This window comes from Simplicispira sedimenti (assembly GCF_022760965.1).
GTDB lineage: Bacteria > Pseudomonadota > Gammaproteobacteria > Burkholderiales > Burkholderiaceae_C > Simplicispira > Simplicispira sedimenti.
The window spans coordinates 84,094-108,983 of the sequence record NZ_JAKVIJ010000007.1 but is presented as its reverse complement, the minus strand read 5'-3'; the positions used below and the strand labels follow the sequence as shown (position 1 = coordinate 108,983).

Sequence of the window (24,890 nt, the reverse complement as noted above, 5' to 3'; positions counted from 1 at the left end):
CAGGGGCCGCTATTCCAGCGGCATCCCTGGCTTCCAGGCGTCGGCCAGGCGGCGTGCCTGGGCCGCATCCGTGATGGACATGCGCGGCTCCAGCGACCGGATGGCGCCCTGCGCCCAGAAGGCGCTCTGGTTGTTCGGAGTCATTGATTCCTGCGTCGGGTTGGCGTTGAAGTCGCGCATGGCCAGCTCCAGCAGCATCAGCGCTTGCACCGGGCGGTAGCCCACGCCGGGCAGGTCCTGCGCGTAGAGCTTGCCCAGGCTGTACAGACCGGTGGAGTCGCCCGCCCTGGCGGCCTTGCGGTACCAGTTTTCGGCCAGGCTGGGCTGGCGCATGTCCTGCGGGCCTTTCTCATAGATGTAGCCCAGCCACACAGCGGCCAGGGCCGAACCCTGCTGTGCTGCCTTTTGCAGCCATTGCAGGGCCAGGGTGGGGTTCTTGGGCATGCCGCCACGCCCTTCCCAGTGCATCAGCCCGAGCAGCACCATGGCCCTGGGGTGGCCCTGCTGGGCCATGGCCTCGACGGTGGGCAGTGCCTGTTCGCTCTTGTGGCTGCGCCAGAGGCCCTCTGCTGCCTTGAGCTGGGCTTCTTCGTCCTGGCGCACCTTTTCCTGGGCCACGGTCTGGGCCTGTGCATCGGCGGCGGCACGGGCGGCGCGCTCGGCGGCTTGGTAATGGCGGGCCTGCCATTTCCAGCCCACCAGGCCCAGCAGCAGCACCATGCCCACGGTGAAAACAATCAGCGCCCAGGGTCGCTCGGGTGTGCTGGAGACCGATGCCCGGCCAGGCGGCTGCGGCGACTGTGCCTGGGCGCTGCGCTGTGCCGCCTTGCCGGCCGAAGCCTTGCGCGTGGACGGCGGGGGTGCAGTGGCGCCTGGCTGCACCTTGTCATAGGCCACGCCACAGCGTGGGCATTGCCATTCGGGGGCCGTGTCGCTGGCCTGGCGCACGTACTGGCAGCGCGGGCAGCCGCGTTGCTGGGGCGTCTCTGGTGTGTCCAGGGGTTCCAGGCTCAGGGAAGAGATGCTGTGGTTCATGGTGTGGTGGACGGAAAGGCGCCGGTGAGCCAGGTGTAACGGTTTGCAGCGCCGCGTGGATTGTGCCGCAGCTCCACTACCATCGGCGGCCACGCGTCGGCACGGCCGCTGCACCCTTGGAAACGGAGACTCCTGAATGCTTGGTTTGTTTGCTCCCACCCCGGCCTTTTCGCGCGCAGCATGGGCCTGGGGGCTGGCGCTTGCCGTGACGCTGCCCGCAGGGGCTCAGACGCCGGCGGCCGCACCGGCTGCCGGTGCCCAGGCACCTTCGGCGCTGCAACGCTGGCATGTGCGCTACGACCTGGGGCCGGACGGGCGCGCCACCATGACGCAGGAACTGCACAACCAGGTGCTGCAGGCGGGGGCGCTGGAAGACCTCAAGACCTACAGCATCGGGTTCAGCAACGGTATCCAGCAAGGCCAGGTGCTCGAGGCCTACACCCTCAAGCAGGACGGGCGGCGCATCGATGTGCCTGCCAACAACTTCCAGACCCAGACCAGCGATGGCCACCAGGGCGGCAAGCCGTTTTTCTCGGACCGCACGCGCATCACGGTGGTGTTTCCGGAGCTGGCCGTGGGCGACACGGTGGCCGTCAAGTACCGCATCGAGGACAAGGAGGCCATCTTCCCTGGCGCGTTCTCGGTGGCGCACAGCTTCTCTCCGTTCATGGTGCACGCCGACAGTCGCATCACCGTGCGTGCGCCCAAGGGGCTGCCCTTGCGCTTCGAGGCCCATGGTCTTGACGAACAGCCCAGCGCAGAGGAGGGCGAGCTCAGCGTGCGCGAGTGGCGCTACCGCAACCCCCAGCCACGCACCTGGAACGAGGCCGATGAGGGCGTCTGGCGCCTGGAAGAAACCCCGGTGCTGTTGGCCAGCACCTTTGCCGACTACGCCGCCATCGCCCGCGCCTACGGCGAGCGTGCGTTGCCCAAGGCCGAACCCACCGAACGCTTGCGCACGCTGGCGCAAAGCATCGTGGGCACCGTGCAGGAGCCGCGCGAACGCGCCCGCCTGTTGTACGAATGGGTGTCCACCCACATCACCTACGGTGGCAACTGCATTGGCGTAGGGGCCGTGGTGCCGCGCGACACCGACACCGTGCTCGAGAACCGCATGGGCGACTGCAAGGACCACGCCACCTTGCTGCAGGCGCTGCTGGGGGCGGCGGGCATCCGCAGTGAGCAGGTGCTCGTCAACGCAGGCGATACCTACGACCTGCCGGGCCTGCCGGTGGTGGCCAGCGCCAACCATGTGATCAACTACCTGCCCGACTGGCAGATGTATGTCGATGCGACGGCCAAGCAGATTCCGTTCGGCCACCTGCCTGCCAATGCCTATGCCAAGCCGGTGGTGCACGTGGGCTCGCAAGACCCGTTGCGCCGCATTCCCGCAGGCCCCGCCGCACAGGCGGTGCAGCGCGTGCACACCACGATGCGGGTGGCCGCCGATGGCAGCGCCAGCGGGCACCTGCGCGTGGAGTTCGAGGGCACCCAGGCGGCGCGCATGCGTGCCTACATGCGCGAGCTGCAGGCCGACGCACAGCGCGATTTTGTGCGCAGGCTGCTGGCGCGCTCGGGCTACAAAGGCAAGGGGGAGCTGGACCGGGGCGACCTGTCGGACGCGTTGCTGCTGTCCGACCGCTACGCCGTGGAGCTGCGCTTTGACATCGACAACTTCCTGCAGTCGGGCACGCAAGGGGCCTTTGTGCTGGCGCCGGTGGTGGATTTGCCCCTGTCGGTGGTGCGCCTGGCGGTGGGCGACTTCACCGCGCCCCAGCGCCGCGTGCGCTGCTACGGCTACCACAGCGAGGAGCGCTACGACATCACCCTGGCGCCCGGCGTGCAGTTCACGCGCCTGCCCGAGGCGTTCGACTCGCGCCATGCCACGCTGGACTACCGCGGGAGCTACCAGCGCACGGCCCAGGGGGTGCAGGTGTTGCGCAGCCTGCACGACCACACGCCCCAGGGCCTGTGCGAGCCCGGCTACATGCGGGATTGGATTGCGCAGGCGGAGCCTGTGGCGCGCAGCCTGCAGGGCCAGGTGTTCTACCGCCTGCAGAAGCCGACGGCGGCAGCGACCAGCAAGAACAGCGGCCCCAAGAAAAAGGCGGTACGCAAACCCAAAAGACGCTAGGGCCTGTTCACACTATTTTTACCAGTGCGAACACGGTGCAAACCGCGCCAATCTAGGCCCGGGCGTGCAGGGGGCACTGCGTCAGCGCGGTGCGCCACCGGCCAGGGCGATGTCGCGCGCGCGCTCCAGCGTGGCCTGGTCCGGGGGCTGCACCGGCCAGCCTGCCAGGTGCTGCTGCGCGATCTGGCTCAGGGCACCGATCCAGGCAGGGCTGTCGTTCAGGCAGGGGATGTAGTGGAACTCCTTGCCCCCCGCGTGCACGAAGGCCTCGCGCGCTTCCTGGGCGATTTCTTCCAGTGTTTCCAGGCAGTCGCTGGTGAAGCCGGGGCACACCACGTCCACACGGCGCGTGCCGCTCTGGGCCAGCGCCACCAGGGTGGGCTCGGTGGCGGGCTCCAGCCACTTGGCCTTGCCAAAGCGCGACTGGAAGGTGAGCTGCCAGCGGTCCTTGCGCAGACCCAGGCGCTCGGCCAGCAGGCGGGCGGTCTTGTGGCCTTCGCAGTGGTAGGGGTCGCCCAGGTGCAGGGTGCGTTCGGGCACGCCGTGAAAGCTCATCACCAGTCGGTCGGGCTGGCCGTGCTCCTTCCAGTGCGCTTCGATGCGGCGGGCCAGGGCTTCGATGTAGAGTGGGTCGTCGTGGTAGCGGTTGACGAAGCGCAGCTCGGGCACATGGCGCTGACGGCCCGCCCAGGCGTACACCGCATCGAACACGCTGGCCGTGGTGGTGCCCGAGTACTGCGGGTACAGCGGCAGGATGAGGATGCGCGTGGCGCCCTCGGCCTTGAGCGCGTCGAGCTGGCTGGCAATGGACGGGTTGCCGTAGCGCATGGCGGGGCGCACCAGCACGTTGCAGCCCGCCTCGCCGAGCCAGCCGCGCAGCAGCGTGGCCTGCTGCTGCGTCCAGTAGGCCAGGGGTGAGCCTTCGGGGCGCCAGATGCTGGCGTACTTGGCGGCGGATTTGGCGGGCCGGGTGCGCAGGATGATGCCGTGCAGGATGGGCAGCCACAGCAGGCGCGGAATTTCGACCACGCGCGGGTCGGCCAGGAACTGGCCCAGGTACCGGCGCAGTGCGCTGGGGGTGGGGGCGTCGGGCGTGCCCAGGTTGCACAGCAGCACGGCGGTGCGTTGGGCCTGGCCGTGGGTGTAGGCGGGTTCGGACTGGAAAGGCATGCCGCATTCTCGCCCAAGGGCGGCGGCCCTGGCGGCACGGCCTCAGCTTGTCATTGCGCGAGAGCCGCCTTTTTGCTTGGCCTCGTAGAGTGCGCGGTCGGCGCGTTTGAGCAGGTCTTCGGTGTGCAGCATGGCGGCGTCCACCTCGGCAATGCCGATGCTCAGGGAGCCGTCCCAGCAGGGCTGGGCCTGGGCGGTCAGAAAGGGCTCCTGGCTGTCCAGGATTTTTTGCGCGGCCCGCACTGCGCCGTGCAGGTTGCTGCGCGGGCAGATGACGAGGAACTCATCGCCACCGATGCGGCAGACGATGTCGCTGCTGCGCACGGCATTGCGCAGTCGCTGGGCCAGGTGGCGCAGCAGTTCGTCGCCCACGGCGTGGCCGAACTGGTCGTTCACGGGCTTGAAGTGGTCGGCGTCCAGCAACAGCACGGACATCGGCGTGCCGTCGCGCCGCGCCTCGGCCCACAGCTCGTTGAGCGCGGCCACAGCAAAGCGGCGGTTGGGCAAGCCGGTGAGGTCGTCCTGGCTGGAGAGCATTTGCAACTGCCGGTTGGCGTATTCAAGGTCGGCCGTGCGCTGGGCCACGCGCTGCTCCAGATCGTGGTTGAACTTGCGCAGCTCGGCGTTGCTGACCGAGAGCATCTGCAGCAGGCCGCGCAACGCGTTCATCAGCGGCTCCTGGTCGGCCAGCGATTCGCGGGTGTCGTCTTCGTAGGCCTGTGCGGGTGTTTTGCCCGCCCGGATGGCCAGGGCCTGCCGGGCCATGCTTTGGTCTATGCCCAGGATGTGGTAGGTCAGCCAGTGCACCAGGTAGTCCAGCAGATTGCGTGTGCGCTCGGTGCTGATGCCGTGGTTGACGTTGCCCAGCATCTGCACTTCCCTGAGGAAGCCGCGGTGTGCAGCGCAGTGCTGTTCCTGGTGCCTGGGATCCACGCCGCTGCGCTGCATGTGCCATTCTTCGTCGCTGAAATGCTCCTGGGCGTAGCGTGCGAGGGCATCGCGCGCAGCTTCAAAGTCCCTGGGATGGATGTCCTCGGCGGACATGCACAGTTCGCTGAGCCCGTTGATCAGATCGACGAGCTTGCGATGCTGTTCGTCCACCGATGGCAGGTGCGTGACGAACGCGTCGTTCCAGGCAAATAGGGCGGTCATGGGACACAGCGGGGGCAGGGCGTCTCCATTGTGTAGCCAGATGTTGCCGCATGGTGTGGTGCTCTGCCCAGATTGCGCTCTCGTGCCACCGACTGTAGGCACTGCGCGACAGAAGAGAGGCGGCGGTCTTGATGTCCTTCAAAGCGTCATGTTGTGGTGCGAAAGCACGGTCTTTTTGACGTGCACGCTGATGATGGCCACCACCTCGTCGGGTTTGGCGGGGCGCAGCAGTTGTTCGGATTCCACCGCCACCTTGGTGACCAGCGAATCGTCTTCCAGCAGGCAGAAAAAAGGCGTGGGGTCGGGCTGGGGTGGCAGTTCGGTGCGGCCCTCCATGGAGCCGTGGGGCACGCGCAGACCGTCGAGCAGGGTCTTGAGCCGGTTGTCGATGTCGCCGCCGTCGGTGATCAAGGTGCCGCGTGGCTGCTGGCGGAACAGCAGCACCGACAGCTCGGCGTACAAGTCCAGCCGCTGCGTGACGAGCGGCGCGAACAGCAGGCCGCCCTTTTCGACGATGACCGAGGGCTTGTCTGGCAGCGCCGGGTGGGCCAGCAGGCTGGACGCGGCGTCCTTGAGTGGGCGCTCGCGCCACAGGCGCTGCAGCTGCGGGTGCAGGGCGCGGCGGATTTCCCACTTGTGGCCAGACTTGGCGCCCTGGCCGTGCAAGGGGCCTTCGTAGATCAGGCGGAATTCCATGGCGTGGGTTCCTTCAGATCATGAACACGTTCTCAGAAAGCCACCAGGTCGAAGTCGGCCTTCTTCACGCCGCACTCCGGACAGGACCAGTCCTCGGGCACGTCGGCCCAGCGGGTGCCGGGTGCCAATCCGTCCTGCGGGCGGCCCTGCGCTTCGTCATAGACCCAGCCGCAGACGGCGCACATGTACATCTGGAAGGGAGGGGCTTCGTGGGACTGCATGGGTGGCAAGGGTGAAGGTGTTAGTGTGCATTGTGCCGCGATGCGCCTGAGGCCAGATTTTTCATATTAAAAAAGCACCTGGCGCTTATGGATAAAGCGCGAGGTGCTATCAAATATGGAGTAACTTGGCGGCGGTTGCATGGGGCCCCGCCGCCTTGGCCCTGGGGAGCGTCAGAACTTGACGGTCACCCCCACGTTGAACGAACGGCCCATGCCCGGTACGCGCACGCCCCAGGGCACGGCGGTGCCAGCCATGGTGCGACCCTGGCCCACATAGGCGCCACCTTGGGGGTGGTTGTAGAAGCGGTCGAACAGGTTGTCGATGCCGAAGTCCAGGCGCACTTGCTTCCATTCGTAGCTGGCGCGCAGGTTCACCAGGCCGTAGCCAGCGGTGGTCAGCTCGTTGCGCTCGGCGTTCACGCGCGTCTTGCCGTCCACCACCTGCAGCTCGGCGCTGGTCGTCCAGGCGCCCAGGCGCTGGGTCAGGGCCACGCGCGCGTTCAGCGGCATGATGTTGTAGAGGTGGTCGCCCGTGGTGCGGTTCTTGCCGTTCACATAGCTCAGCACGCCGCTCAGCGTGAACTGGCCCCACTGGCCGTGCTTGCCCAGGTCGGTAAAGCCCGACAGGTCAAAGCCATGCAGGCGTGCGTCCTGGTTCAGGTAGCGCAGATAGACAAAGGCGTTGCTGGCCGTGAGGTTGGCGTTGGTGCAGGCCGACATGCCGCCACCGCCGCCGCAGCGCTTGGCGTCGATGTAGTTGTTCACGTAGGTGAGGTAGGGCGTGAACTTGACACCCCAGCGCTCGCCCGTGGCGTCGTGCCAGTCGGCCGTGGCGCTCAGGGTGTTGGCGGTCTCGGGCTTGAGGTCCGGGTTGCCCACGTAGCCGTTGCCGTCGCCCACCAGGTTGATCATGCGCATGGCCATGCCGCCGGTGGCCCAGGTGTAACGCTCGTACAGGTTGGGCGAGCGCGTCTTGTGCGCAAAGCCGAACTCGTAGCTGGCGTTGGCATTGGGCGTGTAGCGTGCCAGCGCGGTCAGGTCGATGTTGCTGTCGCTGCGCTTGCGGTCCTTGGCGTTGAAGGCGTTGGCGTCCATGTCGTAGCTGTTGTTGTAGCCCTGCACGGCGCCGCTGTTGGTGCGCACATGGCTGCTGCGCAGGCCGATCTGCGAGAGCCATTGCGGGTTCCAGCGGGCTTCCCATTCGCCATACACGTCAAAGCGGTCGCGCTGGCCGTCGCGGATGTTCCAGAAGGTGTTGGGTGCCATGCCGCCGCCCGAGGGCAGCCACCAGTCGTCCAGGCGGTAGTTCTGCAGCTCGCTGCCCACGCGCAGCGTGTCGCGTGCCGACAGGGGCAGCTCGGCCTGAACGCGCAGGCCGGTGGTCTTGCCCTCGGTGTCCATGGGCATGCCGGGCACGTTGCCTGCGGGGCCGTACCAGTATTGCTTGTCCTCGCCGTAGTTCATGCTGTGGCGGGTCTTCTCGTGGTACGCGCGGGCCTGCAACTGGCCCCAGGCGTAGTTGCCCTGGTAGCGCAGGTTGAACTGGTGGCTGTCGTTGCCCGTCATGTCCATGCGCTGGTTGGGGTAGTTCTGGTACGGGATGTCCTGCAGGCCCAGGCGCATTTCGACCAGGTGGTTTTCGTTGCGCAGCGCGTAGGCGAGGGCGTGGTTGGTGGTCTTGTAGCTCGAAGAGCCCACTACGTCGCCCGGCAGCCAGCGGGTGGGCTTGTCGGTGGCGGCAGCGCCCGCGGGCTTGAAGACGTCGCCGGCCTTGTAGTCATCGGCCTTGGCGGTAGAGCCGTCGTAACGCAGGCTCATCTGTTCGGTGGCGTAGGTGGCAGACAGGTTCAGACCCACGCCGTCGCCGTTGCTGCGGTAGTGGGTGCCCGCTTGGCCCTTGAGCAGCTTGCCCTGGCCAGCGGCGGCAAATTCGGGGGGCGCCGATTCCACCTGGATGGTGGCGCCAATGCTGTCGCCGCCCACGCTCACGGGGGTGACGCCCGCAAACAGGCGCACCTTGCCGACGCGCGAGGGGTCGATATAGGACAGCGGCGGGTTCATGTGGTTGCCGCAGGCAGAAATCAGGTCCATGCCATCAACCTGGATGCGCAGCCGGTCATCGGCCAGGCCATGCACGCTGGGCAGGCTGGAAACGCCGCCTGCGCCGTACAGGCTCACGCCGGGCAGGCCGCTGAGCAGATGGGCAGTGTCGCTGGTGCGGGTGCGGTTGGCTTCGATCTGGTCGGCAGGCACTTCGCTGACGGCAGCGGGCTGTACCGCCGCCTTGGATGCCTTGACAGTGACGGGTTGCAGGGCGGCCTCTTGGGCCAGGGTGGCAAACGGCAGGCTGGCGAGCAGGGCGCACAGCGGCAACAGGGCAAAGCGATGGCGTTCGCCAGCGCCTGTACGAAGAACAGGTTTCATGGTGCGTGGAGGTGTGGGATAGCGTGTTTGCCGACGGACGCAAGGCCCGGCAAACGTTGTGGCGACCCGCAGCCGGAGAGGCTGCGGGCCAGTACCAAGAGAGAAAAATACCCGTCAGGCCTGTGGTGGTGCCTGGGCTGGTGGGTAGAGGCTCGCGTGCCGCAGCGCCAACACGGGCGCGGGCAGGTAACTGAAAAGGGTGGCAGGTGGGAGGGCCTGCGTGGAGCTGTGAGTGTTGCCGGTGTGTGCAAGCGTGCTGGTCGCTGCGAGGGTGCAGACGGGGCAGTTCATCGCTGCATCGACCGCGCTGTGGTCGCTGGCTGCGCCGGGTTCCGCAGTGGGGTTGCCCTGCGCCTGGCAAATGTCAGCGCTGACCACGGTCTGGGTCAGCATCTGCCCCAGGTGGGTGGTGCTGATCTGTCCCATCCAGAACTGTGCCCAAAACGCCAACACCGCCAGGGCCAAGCCCAGACGGATGCGGTGCGTAGGAAGTGCGGAAGGGGAAGCCACGTTGCAAATTGTGAAGCAGCCCGGCGCGGTGCGCCTTGTCGTGCGTCAAGTGGACGCGAGGTCACACGCACCACAAGGGCTTGCGTGCTGCGGTATTCTCTGGCTCCACTTGATCTGGGGCCATGGCGCCTCGAAGCTGCAGTGACCGCATCTGCCCTTGATATTTCCCGCATCCGAGCCATCACACTCGACCTGGACGACACGCTGTGGCCGATCTGGCCCACCATTGCGCGTGCCGAGGCCGTGCTGCTGGACTGGCTTGCGGAGCATGCGCCTGCGACCCGCACCCTGCACGCATCGACCGCCGCGCTGAGGGCGCTGTGCGACCGGGTGCAGCAACTGCGGCCCGAACTCAGCTGCGACCTGGGCGCCTTGCGCCGCGAGTCCATCCGTATGGCGCTGCAGCAGGCGGGCGACCCGCCCCAACTGGCCGAGCCTGCCTTCGAGGTCTTTTTGGCCGAACGCCAGCGCGTGGATCTGTTCGATGACGCACTGCCAGCCTTGCAGTACCTGAGTCGCCGCTGGCCCGTGGTGGCCCTGTCCAACGGCAATGCCGATGTGCACCAGATGGGTCTGGGGCACTACTTTCATGCCACCGTCAGCGCGCGCGAGGCGGGTGTGCCCAAGCCGGATGCACGCATCTTTCACCAGGCCGCGATGGCCGCAGGCGTGGGACCGGACCAGGTGCTGCACATCGGCGACGATGCGCATCTCGATACCCAGGGGGCCATGCAGGCCGGTATGCAGGCGGTGTGGCTCAACCGGGCGGGAAGCGATTGGCCCCTCGGTTCTGCGCAGCCGCATGCGACCGTGGCAAGCCTGCACGCATTGCCCGAGTTGTTGACACCTTGATTTCCATTTCACCCGGAACACCCTATGAGCCCAGACTCCGCAGCCCTGCCCCCGGTGCGCTCCGTCCCCTTCACGAGCCCCTTGTCCTGGTTGGCACGGGGATGGCGTGATTTATGGCAAGCCGGAGGCGCCAGCCTGGTGCAGGGCGCCGCCGTGGCGGTGTTCAGTCTCTTGCTGTGGGTGCTGGGGCGCGACAAGTTTGGCTTGCTGGTGGGCGCGTTGTCGGGCTTTCTGGTCATGGCACCCGTGCTGGCGACGGGGTTCTATGTGCTCAGCCGGTCCCTCGAACGGGGGGAGCCCGCCCGCATTGCGGTGGTCTTGCGAACGTGGTTGTTCTGGCAGAGCCACTACCGCAGCCGTTGGGACCACGACTACTGGTGCCTGGTGCGCCTGGGCCTGTTGTTGGCACTGGCCGGCACCGGTTGGGTGCTGACCTCCGCTGCCATGATCACCTTGCTGGCGCCAGCGCCGGTACGCACTCCCCACGACTTTTTGCTGCTGGTGGTACTTGCCAAGGACAACAACCTGTTCGAGCTCTGGTTGGTGTTGGGGAGCGTGTTGGCCGCCCCGATCTTTGCGTCCAGCGTGGTGTCCATTGCGCTGCTGCTGGACCGGCGCATTGGCCTGTGGCGTGCCGTGCTCACCAGTTGGCAGGCCGTGTTGGCCAACCCTGTGACCATGGCGATGTGGTCCTTTCTCATTCTGGCCCTGGTGCTGGTGGGTATGGCCACTTTCATGCTGGGCCTGGCGCTGGTCATGCCCTGGCTGGGCCATGCGAGCTGGCATGCCTATCGCGACCTGGTGGACTCCAGCGGTTTGCCCGAGCGACAGCCCCGCTCGGAAGAGCCTGGCATGGGGCATGAACAAGACAAGGCGATCGGATCGTGATTTTTGGATATACCGAGGCCGAGATTTCGGCGTTTTTCCTCACCTGGGGCGTGGGTGCGTTCATCCTCTTCATGGTGTTCATCATCGGACAGCTCGCCTGGGAATCCAAGGCCGGAAAGTTCGGTACCTTTGTGATCTTTTTGGGCCTGGGCGTGGGCTTCCTGGGCTTTTTGGCAAAGTTCATCATTCAGTGGTGGCTGGAGCGCTGACCGCGTCCGCTGCTGCTTTTGGAGGCAAGACAACATGGGTCTCACCATTTACGGCATTGCGGCATCGCGCGCGGTGCGACCGCTGTGGGCGGCCACCGAACTGGGGTTGGCGTTCGAGCATGTGCCCACCCCGTACCAGAACGGTGGCACGCGCACGCCCGAGTTTCTGGCGCTCAACCCCAATGGCCACATCCCGGTGCTCGTGGATCGCCGCCCTGAGGGCGAGGTCGTGCTGTGGGAAAGCATGGCCTGCACGCTGTACCTGGCGCGCCACCATGGCAAGGGGGATGGCAGCGACCTGGCCCCGGCCGATCCGCACGAGGATGCCGAGGCCCTGCGTTGGAGCTTCTGGACCGTGAACGAGCTGGAGGCCGATGCGCTCACCGTGCTCATGCACCGCCTGGCCATGCCGCCAGAGCAGCGCAAGCCCGATCTGGCCGACGCCGCCGAAAAGCGCCTGAAGGTGCCGTTGCGCGTGCTGGAGCAGCATCTGCAGCGCCAGGCGGAGCGCGGTCAGGACCATCTGGCCGCAGAGCGCTTTACCGTGGCCGACCTGTGCGTGGCCAGCGTGATGGGCTGGGTCAAGCCCGCACGCGCCTTGTTGGAGGCCCACCCTGCCACCCACGCCTGGTTGGCGCGCTGCCTGGATCGTCCCGCGCAGCAGGCCATGCGCGCCTTGGCACGACAGCAGCACTGATTTTTTGCACCGTGGAAGACGTGCGAGCTATCGGCTCGCATGGCTCTTTACCGGAACTTCACATGGGGTTTGCGGGGCTGTCTGTGCTGCTGGGCACAATCGGGGCATGACTATCGGTTTGCGTTGGTTGGATTGGCGCCCCGTGGCAGGGACTCTGGGCTTGGCGCTGCTGTTGCAAGGGTGTGCCCATCGGGCCCCCGTGGCGTCCGAGTCCCCAGGGGCTGCACTGCCGGTGGCATGGAATGCGCCCTTGCCTGCGGGCGTAGCCGTATTGCCTCAGGCCGACGATCTGGCGCGTTGGTGGGAGCGCTTTGGCGATCCGCAACTCAGCGCCCTGGTGGCGCAGGCCTTGCAGGCACACCCCAGTGCCCTTTCCGCCCAGGCGGCCTTGCGCCAGGCGCGGGCCCAGGCACGCGTGCAGGCAGCGGGGATGCTGCCCGATGTCTCGCTGTCGGGCTCGGCCCAGCGCAGCCGATCGGGGGGGCAGACGGGCAACAGCTTCCAGGTGGGGCTGGATGCGGGCTGGGAGCCCGACCTGTTCGGACGCCTGGACGCCGGCGTGCAGGCCAGCGAGGCCGATGCCCGCGCCGCCCAGGCGAGCCTGGAGCAGGTGCACGTGTCGTTGTCGGCCGAGGTCGCCCTGCAATACATCTCCCTGCGCAGCCTGCAGCAACGCCTGGCGATCGCCCAGCGCAATTTGGAAACCCAGCAGCAGACCTTGCAGATCACCGACTGGCGCGTGCAGGCCGGTCTGGCCACCTCGTTGGTGGCTGAGCAGGCCCGCGCGGCGGCCGAGCAGACGGCGGCGCAGTTGCCGCAGTTGCAGGCCAGCCTGGCGCAGGCGCGCCACGCGCTGGCGGTACTCACCGGTCAGGCGCCTGCAGCGCTCGATGCTGCACTGGCAGCACCGCAGGCGGTGCCGCAGCCGTCGCAGGCCCTGGCGTTGGACATCCCCGCCGACACCCTGCGCCAGCGCCCGGACGTGCGGGTGGCACAGGAGCGCGTGCAGGCTGCGCTGGCGCGCGTATCGCAGGCCGATGCGGCGCGCTACCCCAGCCTGCGCCTGTCGGGCAGCCTGGGCCTGCGCGCGCTCACGCTCGGTGCGCTGGGCGACAGTGCTTCGCTGGTGCACTCGCTGCTGGGCAGCGTGGCCGTGCCACTGTTCGACGGCGGCGCCACCCAGGCCCAGGTGCAGGTGCAGCAGGCGGCACTGGAGCAGGCGCGCCAGGCCTATCAGCTGGCGGTGCTCACGGCCCTGAAAGAAGTGGAAGACGCCCTGGTGGCACTCCAGGGCGAGGCCGCGCGCCTGGCCCACCTCCAGCAGGCCGCGCAGGCTGCGGGCAACGCGGCCTTGCTGGCCCAGCAGCGCTACGCGAGCGGACTGATCGACTTTGCCTCGGTGCTGGAAACCCAGCGCACCCAATTGGCCACGCAGGATGCCCTGGCCACGTCCCAGGCCAATCTGGGCTCCAACCATGTGCGGCTTTTCAAGGCCCTGGGGGGTGGCTGGCAATGACGCCGTGCCATGCCTGCCCTTTTGACGATCCATTGCTGTACCCATGACCACTTCTTCGTCCGATTCCGCCACCGCTGCCAGCCCGGCTGCCGTGCGCGATGTGCAATCCCTGCTGGGTGCCGAGCACCCGCGCCGCTGGTGGCTCCGACCTTCCGTGTGGGTGGGGTTGCTGGTCTTGCTCGCCATGGGTGCTGCGGGGTGGGCCTGGATGCAGCAACGGCGCGACACCCAGGCGCCGCAGTACGTGACCGAGGAGGCGCGGCGCGGGGCCATCACGCTCACCGTCTCGGCCACGGGGACGCTGCAGCCCACGCGCTCGGTCACTATTGGCAGCGAGCTGTCGGGTACCGTGCGCCAGGTGCTGGTAGATGTGAACGACCGCATCAAGAAGGGCCAGGTGCTGGTGGAGCTGGACACCGCCAAGCTCTCGGCGCAGGTGCTGCGTTCGCGCGCATCGCTGGCGTCGGCGCAGGCGCGGCTGGCGCAGGCCCAGGCCACGCAGCGCGAGGCACGGGCCAGCCTGGGGCGGCTGGAGGAAGTGGCCCGCCTGTCGGGTGGCAAGGTGCCTTCGGCGGCCGAGTTGGATGCGGGCCGCGCCGCGCTCGAGCGTGCCCAGGCCGATGAGGCCAGCGCCCGTGCCAGTGTGGAAGACGCCCGCGCAGCGCTCGCCAACGATGAAACCAACCTCTCCAAGGCCTCCATCCGTTCACCCATTGACGGCGTGGTGCTCACGCGCAGCGTGGAGCCGGGCAATGCCGTGGCGGCGTCGCTGCAGGCGGTCACGCTGTTCACCGTGGCCGAAGACCTGGGTCAGTTGCAGCTGCAGGTGAACGTGGACGAAGCCGACGTGGGCGCCGTGCGTGTGGGCCAGAAGGCCAGCTTCACCGTGAGCGCCTACCCATCACGCCGCTACCCGGCGCGCATCACCCGCGTGGCCTTTGGTTCCACCAAGACCGACAACGTGGTGACCTACACCACCTGGATGCAGGTGGACAACGCCGACCTGAGCCTGCGTCCCGGCATGACAGCGGCCGCCACCATCACCGCCACCGAACGTACCGACGTGCTGCTGGTGCCCAACACGGCCCTGCGGTTCACGCCGGTCAGCGCGGCTGCGGCGCCCGAAGCCGGGGCCTCCGCCCAGGGCGGTGGGGGCATCGTGGCGCAGATCATGCCGCGCGCGCCCAGGTCGTTTTCGCGCGGCGGCTCGGGCAACGGCAAGGGGCCGGGCCAGGGGGCGCGCAGGCAGGTGTGGGTGCTGCAGGACGGCAAGCCCCAGCCCATGGCGGTGCAGGTGGGCATCAGCGATGGCCGCATGACCGAGGTCAGCAGCGAGCAGCTCCAACCGGGCATGGCCGTCATCACCGACCAGCGCAGCAGCGGGGCGCGTCCATGAGCGCAGCCGCCCCCAGCACACGGAACCTTGCCGAGGACGGCATGCCGCTGATCCGGCTGCGCGGCGTGACCAAGGTCTATGGCGAAGGCGCACTGGCGTTTGCGGCGCTCAAGGGGGTGGACCTGGACATTGCACGCGGCGACTTCGTGGCCATCATGGGGCCCAGCGGCTCGGGCAAGTCCACGGCCATGAACACGCTGGGTTGCCTGGACCGTCCGACCACGGGCGACTACCTGTTCCAGGGCGTGCATGTGGAGTCGCTGACGCGCGATGAGCGCGCGCGGCTGCGGCGGCGCTTCTTTGGCTTTGTGTTCCAGGGTTTCAATCTGCTGGCGCGCACCACGGCGCAAGAGAACGTGGAACTGCCCCTGCTGTACCGGGGCGAAAGCGCCGCTGTGCGGCGCCAGGCGGCAGCGCAGGCGCTGGACGCGGTGGGCCTCAAGGGCTGGGAACACCACACCCCGGCCGAACTCTCGGGCGGGCAGCAGCAGCGCGTGGCCATTGCGCGCGCCATTGTCACCAACCCCGCCGTGCTGCTGGCCGACGAGCCCACGGGCAACCTGGACACCCAGCGCAGCGTGGAGATCATGGAGCTGATTGCGCGCCTGAACCGGGAGCGTGGCATCACCGTCATCATGGTGACGCACGAGCCCGACATGGCAGCCTACGCGCGGCGCGTGGTGCGTTTCGTGGATGGCGTGGTCGAAAGCGACCGCCTGAACCCCGAACGCGCGGGCGCCCCCGAGGGCCTGACCGCGCAGGAGTCTGCCTGATGTGGCTCAACACCCTGTGGTTGTCGCTGCGCTCGATCCGGCGCAACCTGCTGCGCTCGTTCCTCACCATCCTGGGCATCGTGATCGGGGTCAGTGCCGTCATCACCATGGTCACCCTGGGCAATGGGGCCACCCTGGCGGTGCAGAACCAGATATCCAGCCTGGGCACCAACCTGCTGCAGGTGCGCCCCGGGCAACGCATGGGGCCAGGCAGCGGCGGTGCTCCGGCCTTCAAGGACGTGGACGCTGATGCGATCGCGCAGCAGATCGGCGGCATCCAGGCCGTTGCGCCCGAGGGCCGCACCGGCAGCACGGTCGTGGCGGGCGGGCGCAACTGGACGACCAGCATCATCGGCAGCACCAACGCCTGGCTGGAGACCGGCAACTGGCAGGTGCGCTCGGGCCGGGCCTTCAGCCCCGAGGAAGTGCGTGCAGGCTCCGCCGTGTGCCTGGTGGGTTCCACGCTGCAGCGCGAGCTGTTTGGCGGCCAGGATCCGGTGGGTCAGCAACTGCGCGTCAAGGCGTTTTCATGCGAAATTGTTGGCGTGCTGGGCTCCAAAGGGCAGGGCGCCTTCGGCAACGACCAGGACGATGTGGTGCTGCTGCCCCTGGCCACGCTGCAGCGCCGTGTGACCGGCAGCACCCGGGTGCAGACGCTGCTGGTGTCCATGCAGGAAGGCAGTGACCCCGAGCGCGTGAAGGCAAGCCTGCGCCAGTTGTTGCGCGAACGGCGCAAGCTGGCCGAAGCCGACGAGGACAACTTCAACATCCTTGACACCAAGCAACTGGCCGACACGCTCTCGGGCACGACCAAGGTGATGACCACGCTGCTGGGCGCGGTGGCCGCCGTGAGCCTGCTGGTGGGCGGCATCGGCATCATGAACATCATGCTGGTGAGCGTGACCGAGCGCACCCGTGAAATCGGCCTGCGCCTGGCCATTGGTGCGCTGGAGCGCGAGGTGTTGCTCCAGTTCCTGATCGAGGCCGTGGTGCTGGCGGCACTCGGCGGCCTCATCGGCATCGTGCTGGCCACCGGTGCCTCGTTGGTGCTGGCACAGGCCATGCAGGTGCCGTATGTCTTCAGCCCAGGGGTGAACCTGCTGTCGTTTCTGTTCTCGGCAGGCATCGGGGTGCTGTTCGGCTACTTTCCGGCGCGGCGCGCCGCGCGCATGGACCCGATCGAAGCCTTGCGGCACGAGTGATTAACCATAAAAAATGCCCGCAGCGCTTTATCTGCGGGCGTTAGTAGCTATAAAAATAATAGCTTTACTGGTGCGGTCAATGCACCGTCAGTTCCACGGCTTGCGGTTGTGCGTGGGCCAGCGTCAGTGTGAGTACGCCGTGCTCCAGCTTGGCGGTGCTGGCGGCAGTATGGATGGGCTGGCTGAGTTCCCAGGCGCGGTGCACCTGGCGCGGTGCGTCTTCGCTGCTGCGCACCTGCACGCGTGTGCCCTCGATGCTGATCTGCAACTGCTCGCGCGCCAGGCCTGGCACATCGATCTGCAGGGTGGTGGCCTTGTCGTCCTGGGTGATTTTCACGCCCGGTGCAGGAGCTGCAGCGGCCTGCAGGCTGCTGCGCACCAAGTGCTGCCATGCGGCGTCAGAGCGGTGGGGCGCACAAGCGGCGCGGCGGGTGACGGGGGTGAAGAACATCAGGGTAACTCCTATACACTGCGCGGCCAGGGGTGAACCGCATGCCCCTGCAGATAGGCATCTGCCTGTGGATTTCAAGAAAGACCAAGCATGAATACTTTGAGCTTTGCCGGGTTGAAATCGGCGCTTCTCACCCCAGGGCGCGCAGCCTGTGCGGCCATCGCTCTGGCGGTGCTGGCCTTGCCGGTCAGCCATGCGCAAACGGCGGCTCCTGCGCCTGCTGCGGCCGCGGCAGTGCCGGTCAAGCTGGCGCTGATCGAAAGCCTTTCGGGGCCGTTTGCCAACACCGGCGAGGCCGTGTTTCGCAACATCTTTTGGGCGGTGGAACGCGTGAATGCACGCGGTGGCGTGCTGCTGCCTGCCGCCCAGGGCGGCATGCGCCCCTTGCAGGTACAGCGCTTTGACAGCAAGGGCCAGAACGAGGAGGCGCTCTCTGCACTGCGATCGGCCATTGACCAGGGGGCCCGCATCGTCATGCAGGGCAATTCCTCGGCCACGGCGGCGGTGCTGATCGACGCCATCAACAAGCACAACGAGCGTGAGCCCGACAAGCGCGTGCTGTTCCTCAACTACTCGGCGGTGGACCCCATCCTCACCAACGAGAAATGCAGCTTCTGGCACTTCCGCTTCGATGCCCATGCCGACATGCGCATGGCGGCCCTCATGGACGTGCTCAAGTCCGATGGAGCGGTCAAGAGCGTGTACCTCATCGGCCAGGACTACAGCTTTGGCCAGGCCGTGTTGCGCGAGGCGAAAAAACAGCTCGCCGTGCAGCGGCCCGACGTGGCCATCGTGGGTGACGAACTGCACCCCGTGGGCCGCGTGAAGGACTTTGCGCCCTACGCTGTCAAGATCAAGGCCAGCGGTGCGCAGGCGGTCATCACCGGCAACTGGGGCAATGACCTGACACTGCTGGTCAAGGCGGCGCGCGAGGTGGGCTACACCGGCAGCTTCTACACCTTCTACGGCAACGCCCTCGGGGCCCCCGCTGCCATTGGCGACGCTGGGATCGGCAAGGTGGTGGCCGTGGCCGACTGGCTGCCCAACGTGCCGGGCGCGCAGAGCGAAGCCTTCTACCAGGCCTTCCGCGAGCGCTTCCCCAAGCCGCAGGACGACTACGTGCACATGCGCATGCAGCTCATGGTGGAGACGCTGGCCCAGTCCATCGAAGGTGCGGGCAGTGTGGAAGCCACCGCCGTGGCGCGCCAGATGGAAAAGGCGCGCGTGCAACTGGCCGGCCGCAGCGGCAGCATGCGCGCGGCCGACCACCAGTTCCAGCAGCCGCTGGTGGTGGGTGTGATGGACAAGCAGGGCGCGGCCGGTGTCAGGTTCGACGTGGAGGGCTCGGGCTACGGCTTCCGCGTGGTGCGCGATCTACCGGCCGACAAGGCACAGCAGCCGCACAGTTGCCAGATGCAGCGGTATTGATCCTGGAGTGCGCCGACATCCGCGCAGAGGTCAATACCACTGCGTGACCATCTCGGGCTGGTGCGCCACCTTGAAGAACCAGCGGCGCGCGCCCTGCACGTCAAAGCGCTTCCAGTGCGCCGGGTCCTGGCGCAGCCGGTCGGCAATGGCGTACATGGCCAGCGGGTTCATGCCCATGCCGATGTGGCTGGCGTGCACCTCGATGTTCTCGGTGTGCGCATGCCTGGTGGGGTTGATGCTGCACTGCCAGGCGACGATGCCGTCGGTCTTGCTGTAGATGGATGTGGTGGGCACCGGAGGCGGCTTGCGCACCTCTGCCAGCAGGTCTTCGTCATGGCTTTGCTGGCCGCTGACCAGGTTGTAGAAGCGCCAGGCATTGGTGGCCTTGGGGTGACCCGTGAACGGTGTGCCCAGGGTGATGACGCAGCGCACCAGGTCGGGCATTTCCTTGGCCATTTCGCGCGCATAGACGCCGCCCAGGCTCCATCCGATCAGGCTGATCTTTCCGCCGTGTTGCTGGTGCAACTGGTGCACCCGTTCGCGGCAGGTGTCGAGCACACCGTCGCGGGGGCCCAGGTTCAGGCCCTGCTTCCAGCCATGGGCCTGGTAGCCATGCTGCTTCAGAAAGCGGCGCAACGCCAGCGTGCTGATGTCCGATGCGCCCAGGCCAGGAAAGACCAGCACCGCATGGCCATCGCCCGAAGGCATGCGGGAGAGCCAGGGGAAGACGGCTGCCATCGCCATGGCCTCCCAGGGCGCACGGGCCTCCAGCAAGACCAGGCCCAGTCCGGGCGGTGTCAGGTGCAGGCCGGTGTCATCGCCGCCGGTGGGCTCTGGCTTGGGTGTGGTTTTGCGGGAGGGGCGGGGCATGGTGCGTGCGCAAAGGGTGAGAGCCATGTGCCCATGCTAGCGAGCGCGCTGGCGTGGGGCGGGCGCGCTAACCCTAGAGGGCAGTCGCGTGCGCGACACCTTGGGGAGCGTGGCGGGCACGGGGAGCGCCCGGAGTTCATCCCAGGCCCCGTCCAGTGCCGCTGCCAGCGCTCTGACATCGGGCAGGGCGGCGGCGTCGGCCATCAAACCGAAGTCCATGTGGGCATCGAAGCTCTGCACCGTGATGTTCAGTGCCAGGCCGTGCACCACGATGCTGGTAGGGCAGTTGGCCCGTACGCGGGCACCGGCCAGGTAGATCGGCACCTGCGGGCCGGGCACGTTGGAGATCACCACATTGGCGACCTGCGGCAAGCGTTCGGCCATCCGTGCCTTGCCGTAGAGCGAGGCGGCGGCTTCCATCAGCCAGGGGATGCCGATGGATGGGAAGTCGGTGGGCAGAATGCTTTTCATTGGCCCCATGGTCGTTTTCATGGCGCTGCTGGCGGCGAGGATATGGGCCAGGCGCTTGGCCGGGTCGGCCAGGTGGGTGCCCAGGCTGATCAGGCTCATGGAGGCCTGGTTGTCCGACCGGACATCTCCGGTCTGGCGCAATGAGATCGGCACCGCCGCCACCAGGCTCTTGCGTGGCAGCTGCGTGCGTTGCTGCAGATAGCTGCGCAGTGCGCCGGCACACAGCATCAGCACCATGTCGTTGAGCGTGGCCGCATGGGCCTTGGCCAGCGCCTTGAGCTCCTGTAGCGGCACGCTGGCCGAAGCAAAGGCCCGGGTGCTGCCGACCGTCACGTTCATGGGGGTGGCAGGCGCGAGCGTCACATTGCCGGTGCCTTTGCCGAGCAAGGTCTTCAGGCTGAATGCGCCCCTGGCGGTGCGGGCCACCGTGCCCAGCGTGGCAGGCAGCTCGCGTGCCATGCGCACCACCTGGCCGGCCTCGTTGCTCAGTGCGCCGCGCAGCATCTCCACCATGCCGATCTGAAAGGTCTTGCGGCGCGTGGGCGGGCGCAGTTCGATCTCGCGCGGCTCGGGGCCCAGATCGAACAGCACGTTGGCCAGTGCCACGGCGGCCTGGCCGTCCACGGCGGCATGGTGCACCTGCGAGTACACGCCCACCTGCTTGTGGCCGCTCGCGCTGCGTGGCAGACCGTCGATGACATGGATGCGCCACAAAGGTCTGCTGCGGTCCAGCAGCTGCGGATGCAGGGTGGAAATCATGTCCTCCAGCAGCGTGCGTGCGTTGGGCACAGCGCCCTCCTTGCGCGTGCGGCGGGGCAGCTTGTGCTCCACCACGTGGTAGGCCAGATCGGGCTCGGCATCGACCCATGCCGGATTGGCCAGGTTCAGCGGCATCCACCACAAGCGCCTGCGCAGGGCCGGTGTCGCGGGCATGCGCGCTGCGTAGTGGCGCCGCAGATCGTTCACATACCGCCCACGGTAGCCCGAGGGCAGTTCCAGCAGGTACATCGCGCCCACGTGCATGGGCATTTCGGGGGTCTCCAGGTAGAGAAAGCTGGCGTCCAGTCCTGAAAGCTGCTTCAGTGGCATGCAGGGTCTCCTGTGGGCGGGGCGCGGAATGTCAGGCTGGCTGCAAGGCGCCCATGGCGGGCGAGCGCATTGCGTTGGGGCGCCAGTGAACCCGCACATCAGGATACGCCAACAGACGCGGCTCCCCAGCCCACAGGCGTTGGCGGAGCCTGTTCGGTATTTGGCGCCATCCGGTCGGTGTTTCGTCGCATCCCTGCTGCGCAAGGTGATCGCCGTCTAGACACTGCCGGCATGTTCAACCCTGCCCAGGAGATGGCGACATGCCCTACCCCTTGCTGATGTCCGTGGCCTGTGCGGCCCTGATCGCGGCTGCGCCGCTGCCCGCCCAGGCGGTGCCCGATGCCCAGTTCGAGCCTGCGTTCCAGGTGTTCATGCGCGCTTCGCAGGGCGAGGAGTCGGCGATTGCGCAGGCTGCGGACGCCTTTGCTGCCTTGCTCAAGGCCGAGCCCGCCAACCCTGTGCTGCAGGCCTACAGCGGCGCTGCCATGGCCATGCGGGCGCGAACCACCATGCTCCCCTGGCGCAAGATGGCCTATGCCGAAGACGGCTTGGCGCAACTGGACAAGGCCCTGGCCCTGTTGGCCCCGGCGCACGAGGCCGTGGGCCAGAACCAGGTGCCTGCCGTGCTGGACGTGAAGCTGGTGGCGGCCAACACCTTCTTGGCCCTGCCGCGCATGATGAACCGGCATGACCGAGGCCTGAAGCTGCTGACCGAGGTGCGCAGCAGCCCCTTGCTGGCGTCGGCCCCGGCGCCGTTCCGCGAGGCAGTGGACAAGGCCGTTCGCAAGGCCGGGCTGGAGGGCGCGCAATGACGCACGCCCCGGCAGATGCCACTGCGCCGGTGGTGCGCCTGCGCGGCGTGCGCAAGACCTACCGCCTGGGCGCGCATGTGATCCCCGCGCTGCAGGGCGTGGACCTGGAGGTGCGTCGCGGCGAGCTGCTCGCGTTGACCGGGCCTTCGGGCAGCGGCAAGAGCACCATCCTCAACCTCTGCGGCCTCATCGACACACCAGACGAGGGCGACATCGCGCTCTCGGGCACGCCCGTGCAAGGCCTGGATGAGGTGGCGCGCACCCTGTTGCGACGCGATGCGCTGGGCTTTGTGTTCCAGAGCTTCAACCTCGTACCGGTGATGACCGTGGCCGAGAACGTGGACTACCCGCTGTTCCTGGCGGGCGTGCCCTTGCCCGAGCGGCGCGAGCGCGTGGCCCGCCAACTGGCCGCCGTGGGCCTGCAAGACCACGCCCGGCACCGGCCCGATGCCCTCAGCGGCGGGCAGCGCCAGCGCGTGGCGATTGCGCGTGCGCTCATCAAGCGGCCGCGCCTGGTGATTGCCGACGAGCCCACCGCCAGCCTTGATTCGCACACCGCCGACCAGGTGCTGGACCTGATGCGCGAGCGCGGCCAGGCCGAGGGCGCAGCCTTTGTGATTGCCACGCACGACGAGCGCCTGACGCGCCGCTGCGACCGGGTGGTGGCCTTGCTGGACGGGAGGATCCAATGAACGGCTTGTGGATGTGGCTGAAATTTGCCTGGCACAACTGCCTGCGCAACCGGCGCCGCTCGCTGGTGACGGCATCCATCGCCATGCTGGGTACGGCGGCCATCCTGCTGGCGGGTGGCTTTGCGCTGTTCACCTACGAGAGCCTGGCCCAGGCCGCGGCGCGCGATACGGGCCACCTGGTGCTGGGCACGCCAGCGCACTTCAGCGCCGATGAAGACATGCCCCTGCAGCACGGCCTGGACGATGTGGCCGCGCTGCGCAGCGTGTTGCTGGCCAACCCGGCCGTGCGGGCCGTGCTGCCGCGCGTGGTGTTCAGCGGCCTGATCAGCAACGGTGACAAGACCGCCGTGATGATGGCCCAGGGCGTGGAGCCCGACGCCGAATTCGCGGTGAAGGGGCCATTCCTCACCGTGCAAAGCGGCACCTTGCTGGAAGGCGATGCTGCGCAGCCGCAGGTGTTGCTGGGCGCAGACCTGGCACGCAGCCTCAAGGCCACGCCGGGCAGCAGCCTCACGCTGCTGGCCAGCACCACCGAGGGCGCCATGAACGCCATGGACGTGGTGGTGGCAGGCACCTTCAGCACCGGCGTGCCTGATGTGGACAAACGCGCCGTGTACACCAGCGTGCCGGTGGCGCAGCAACTGCTGGCCACGCAGCGGGTGTCCAGCCTGGGCGTGTTTCTGGACCGCATGGAATCCATCGCCGCCGCCCGCGAGCGCCTGGCGCAGCAGTTTGCACCCTTGCAGGTGCAGACCTGGGAGCAGCAGGCGTTTTTCTACCGCTCGGTGCGCGATCTGTACAACCGCATCTTCGGGGCGCTGGGTGTGGTCATTGTGGTGATCGTGGTCTTTGTCGTCACCAACGCCATGGCCATGGCCGTGATCGAGCGCACGCGCGAAATCGGCACCCTGCGTGCCCTGGGCACGCTGCCCGCACAACTGCTGCGCAGCCTGGGGCTGGAGGGCATGCTGCTGGGCGGTGCGGGCGCGCTGGCCGGTGCGTTGCTGGCGCTGGCGGTGTCGTTGCTGCTGTATGTGTTTCCTGTGGACATGCCGCCGCCGCCGGGGCGCAGCGTGGGCTACCCGCTGAACATCAGCATCCACCCCACGCTGTACCTGCTGACCATGGGGGCCATGGTGGTGCTGACCCTGCTGGCTTCGCTGTGGGTGGCACGCAAGACCGTGCACATGCCGGTGGTGGATGCCTTGGCGCATACATGAAACACCCCCCTGAGGTGCTGCGCACCTTCCCCCCTCTCTCCAATCGCTGCGCGATTGGGGAGGGGGGACGCTCCCAGCGCGGCGGGGCGGCCCTTGCGCGGGAGCCCTGGCCTGGGGAGCGCCCGCTTCATGGGCTGTGGGTGGTGCGCAGCGCAATGGATCAATGAAAGGAATCTCTCATGTCTCTCGTTTTCAGAAAGAACCCGGCATGCTTGCTGAGCCTTGTGGTTGCGGCACTGGCAGGGCCTGCCCTGGCGCAGGATGCCGAGGCCCTGCTGCGCGACGCCGACCGTTACCGTACCGGGTCCGACAACCTGCAGGTGGACACGCTGGTGCAGGCCTATGCGAGCGACGGCACGCTGGACAAGGAGCGCCGCTACACCGTGTTTGCCCAGGCAGACCGGCGCACGCTGGTGCTGATGCAAAGCACCGCCGAACAGGGCCAGAAGGTGCTGATGCTGGGTGATGACTTCTGGCTGCTCATGCCCAGCAGCCAGCGGCCCCTGCGCATCACCCCCATGCAGAAGTTGCTGGGCGATGCCTCCACCGGCGATATCGCCACCATGCGCTGGAGCGGCGATTACAGCGCCACCCTGGTCGGTGTGGAGCCTTGCGTGGATGCCTCGGTGCCCACCGGCACTGCCCCAAGCACCCAGCACCTCCCGCCCGCAAGCTGCTACCACCTGCAGTTGCAGGCCACGCGCAAGGGCGTGACCTACCAACGCATCGAGCTGTGGCTGGGCCAGCAGCGCCACGAGCCCGTGCGCGCCCAGCTCTACGTGCAGTCCGACAAGCTGGCCAAGCAAGCGCTGTTCGAGGTGGACCCATCGCAGTCCAGCGTCAGCGCCATGGTGCTGATCGACCAGCTGGGCAAACAGAAGCAGACACGCATCCGCTACCTGGCGCGCAAGGAGCGCACGGTGCCTGTGGAGTGGCTCAACCCCATGTTCCTCGCACGCTCGCCGGTGTTGGAGTGACACCC

At 67.5% G+C, this 24,890-nt stretch carries 24 protein-coding genes; 14 read left to right on the top strand and 10 right to left on the bottom strand.

Features of this window, described 5'->3' with window-relative positions; all coding sequences use genetic code 11:
- Positions 1-9: 9 nt before the first annotated feature.
- Positions 10-1,035 carry a tetratricopeptide repeat protein gene (locus tag MJ602_RS09535; RefSeq protein ID WP_243020615.1) on the bottom strand — a complete coding sequence of 342 codons (1,026 nt, stop codon included), beginning with the start codon at positions 1,033-1,035 and terminating at the stop codon, positions 10-12.
- A gap of 136 nt (positions 1,036-1,171) precedes the next feature.
- Between MJ602_RS09535 and MJ602_RS09530 the strand changes: the two genes are divergently transcribed.
- Complete coding sequence (locus MJ602_RS09530) at positions 1,172-3,169, top strand: transglutaminase family protein (RefSeq protein WP_243020613.1); 1,998 nt, start codon at positions 1,172-1,174, stop codon at positions 3,167-3,169.
- An 81-nt stretch (positions 3,170-3,250) separates the two neighbouring features.
- Here MJ602_RS09530 and hemH read toward each other — a convergent pair whose 3' ends face one another.
- The 6 genes from hemH to MJ602_RS09500 form a co-directional block, all read right to left on the bottom strand.
- Positions 3,251-4,339, bottom strand: a complete 1,089-nt coding sequence (hemH, locus tag MJ602_RS09525; protein WP_243020612.1) for a ferrochelatase — start codon at positions 4,337-4,339, stop codon at positions 3,251-3,253.
- Between the two features lie 42 nt (positions 4,340-4,381).
- Positions 4,382-5,491 carry a GGDEF domain-containing protein gene (locus MJ602_RS09520; RefSeq protein ID WP_243020611.1) on the bottom strand — a complete coding sequence of 370 codons (1,110 nt, stop codon included), beginning with the start codon at positions 5,489-5,491 and terminating at the stop codon, positions 4,382-4,384.
- A gap of 138 nt (positions 5,492-5,629) precedes the next feature.
- Positions 5,630-6,187 (bottom strand): hypothetical protein, encoded by a 558-nt coding sequence (locus tag MJ602_RS09515; protein WP_162016738.1) that lies wholly within the window; start codon positions 6,185-6,187, stop codon positions 5,630-5,632.
- Positions 6,188-6,219: 32 nt separating this feature from the next.
- Positions 6,220-6,408 carry a rubredoxin gene (locus MJ602_RS09510; protein WP_243020609.1) on the bottom strand — a complete coding sequence of 63 codons (189 nt, stop codon included), beginning with the start codon at positions 6,406-6,408 and terminating at the stop codon, positions 6,220-6,222.
- A 171-nt stretch (positions 6,409-6,579) separates the two neighbouring features.
- Positions 6,580-8,832 (bottom strand): TonB-dependent receptor, encoded by a 2,253-nt coding sequence (locus MJ602_RS09505; protein ID WP_243020607.1) that lies wholly within the window; start codon positions 8,830-8,832, stop codon positions 6,580-6,582.
- 114 nt (positions 8,833-8,946) lie between these two features.
- Positions 8,947-9,342 (bottom strand): hypothetical protein, encoded by a 396-nt coding sequence (locus MJ602_RS09500; protein WP_243020606.1) that lies wholly within the window; start codon positions 9,340-9,342, stop codon positions 8,947-8,949.
- A gap of 141 nt (positions 9,343-9,483) precedes the next feature.
- Here MJ602_RS09500 and MJ602_RS09495 point away from each other — a divergent pair, with 141 nt between their 5' ends.
- From MJ602_RS09495 to MJ602_RS09460, 8 genes are all read left to right on the top strand, one after another.
- Positions 9,484-10,194 (top strand): HAD family hydrolase, encoded by a 711-nt coding sequence (locus tag MJ602_RS09495; RefSeq protein ID WP_243020604.1) that lies wholly within the window; start codon positions 9,484-9,486, stop codon positions 10,192-10,194.
- A 24-nt stretch (positions 10,195-10,218) separates the two neighbouring features.
- The gene (locus tag MJ602_RS09490) at positions 10,219-11,082 is read left to right on the top strand and encodes a DUF2189 domain-containing protein (protein ID WP_243020603.1); all 864 of its coding nucleotides are present in this window, start codon (positions 10,219-10,221) and stop codon (positions 11,080-11,082) included.
- Positions 11,079-11,291: a DUF2788 domain-containing protein gene (locus MJ602_RS09485; protein ID WP_162016733.1), complete on the top strand. Its 213-nt coding sequence runs from the start codon at positions 11,079-11,081 to the stop codon at positions 11,289-11,291. Before MJ602_RS09490 ends, MJ602_RS09485 begins: the two co-directional genes overlap by 4 nt.
- 34 nt (positions 11,292-11,325) lie before the next feature.
- Positions 11,326-11,988 carry a glutathione S-transferase family protein gene (locus MJ602_RS09480; RefSeq protein ID WP_243020602.1) on the top strand — a complete coding sequence of 221 codons (663 nt, stop codon included), beginning with the start codon at positions 11,326-11,328 and terminating at the stop codon, positions 11,986-11,988.
- A gap of 106 nt (positions 11,989-12,094) precedes the next feature.
- Entirely contained in the window at positions 12,095-13,504 is a 1,410-nt protein-coding gene (locus MJ602_RS09475; protein ID WP_243020600.1) for an efflux transporter outer membrane subunit, read from the top strand.
- A gap of 43 nt (positions 13,505-13,547) precedes the next feature.
- Positions 13,548-14,900 carry an efflux RND transporter periplasmic adaptor subunit gene (locus tag MJ602_RS09470; protein WP_243020598.1) on the top strand — a complete coding sequence of 451 codons (1,353 nt, stop codon included), beginning with the start codon at positions 13,548-13,550 and terminating at the stop codon, positions 14,898-14,900.
- Positions 14,897-15,673, top strand: coding sequence for an ABC transporter ATP-binding protein (locus MJ602_RS09465; protein WP_243020597.1), 777 nt, complete (start codon positions 14,897-14,899; stop codon positions 15,671-15,673). The genes MJ602_RS09470 and MJ602_RS09465 overlap by 4 nt, the downstream gene beginning before the upstream one ends.
- A complete protein-coding gene (locus MJ602_RS09460) occupies positions 15,673-16,875 on the top strand; it encodes an ABC transporter permease (protein WP_162016729.1) in 1,203 nt (400 codons plus the stop codon). Before MJ602_RS09465 ends, MJ602_RS09460 begins: the two co-directional genes overlap by 1 nt.
- A 76-nt stretch (positions 16,876-16,951) precedes the next feature.
- Here the strand turns inward: MJ602_RS09460 and MJ602_RS09455 are convergent, their stop codons facing one another.
- Positions 16,952-17,326, bottom strand: a complete 375-nt coding sequence (locus tag MJ602_RS09455; protein ID WP_243020596.1) for an Hsp20/alpha crystallin family protein — start codon at positions 17,324-17,326, stop codon at positions 16,952-16,954.
- Positions 17,327-17,416: 90 nt separating this feature from the next.
- Between MJ602_RS09455 and MJ602_RS09450 the strand changes: the two genes are divergently transcribed.
- Positions 17,417-18,754 (top strand): branched-chain amino acid ABC transporter substrate-binding protein, encoded by a 1,338-nt coding sequence (locus tag MJ602_RS09450; protein WP_243020595.1) that lies wholly within the window; start codon positions 17,417-17,419, stop codon positions 18,752-18,754.
- A gap of 30 nt (positions 18,755-18,784) precedes the next feature.
- Here the strand turns inward: MJ602_RS09450 and MJ602_RS09445 are convergent, their stop codons facing one another.
- Complete coding sequence (locus MJ602_RS09445) at positions 18,785-19,624, bottom strand: alpha/beta fold hydrolase (protein WP_243020593.1); 840 nt, start codon at positions 19,622-19,624, stop codon at positions 18,785-18,787.
- 36 nt (positions 19,625-19,660) lie between these two features.
- Positions 19,661-21,184 (bottom strand): wax ester/triacylglycerol synthase family O-acyltransferase, encoded by a 1,524-nt coding sequence (locus MJ602_RS09440; RefSeq protein ID WP_243020591.1) that lies wholly within the window; start codon positions 21,182-21,184, stop codon positions 19,661-19,663.
- Positions 21,185-21,444: 260 nt separating this feature from the next.
- Between MJ602_RS09440 and MJ602_RS09435 the strand changes: the two genes are divergently transcribed.
- The 4 genes from MJ602_RS09435 to MJ602_RS09420 all read left to right on the top strand — a co-directional run bounded on the left by MJ602_RS09435 (position 21,445) and on the right by MJ602_RS09420 (position 24,885).
- Entirely contained in the window at positions 21,445-21,996 is a 552-nt protein-coding gene (locus tag MJ602_RS09435; protein WP_243020589.1) for a hypothetical protein, read from the top strand.
- Entirely contained in the window at positions 21,993-22,688 is a 696-nt protein-coding gene (locus MJ602_RS09430) for an ABC transporter ATP-binding protein (protein WP_162016723.1), read from the top strand. The genes MJ602_RS09435 and MJ602_RS09430 overlap by 4 nt, the downstream gene beginning before the upstream one ends.
- A complete protein-coding gene (locus tag MJ602_RS09425) occupies positions 22,685-23,908 on the top strand; it encodes an FtsX-like permease family protein (RefSeq protein ID WP_243020587.1) in 1,224 nt (407 codons plus the stop codon). The genes MJ602_RS09430 and MJ602_RS09425 overlap by 4 nt, the downstream gene beginning before the upstream one ends.
- Before the next feature lie 179 nt (positions 23,909-24,087).
- Positions 24,088-24,885, top strand: a complete 798-nt coding sequence (locus MJ602_RS09420) for an outer membrane lipoprotein-sorting protein (RefSeq protein WP_243020585.1) — start codon at positions 24,088-24,090, stop codon at positions 24,883-24,885.
- Positions 24,886-24,890: the final 5 nt, after the last annotated feature.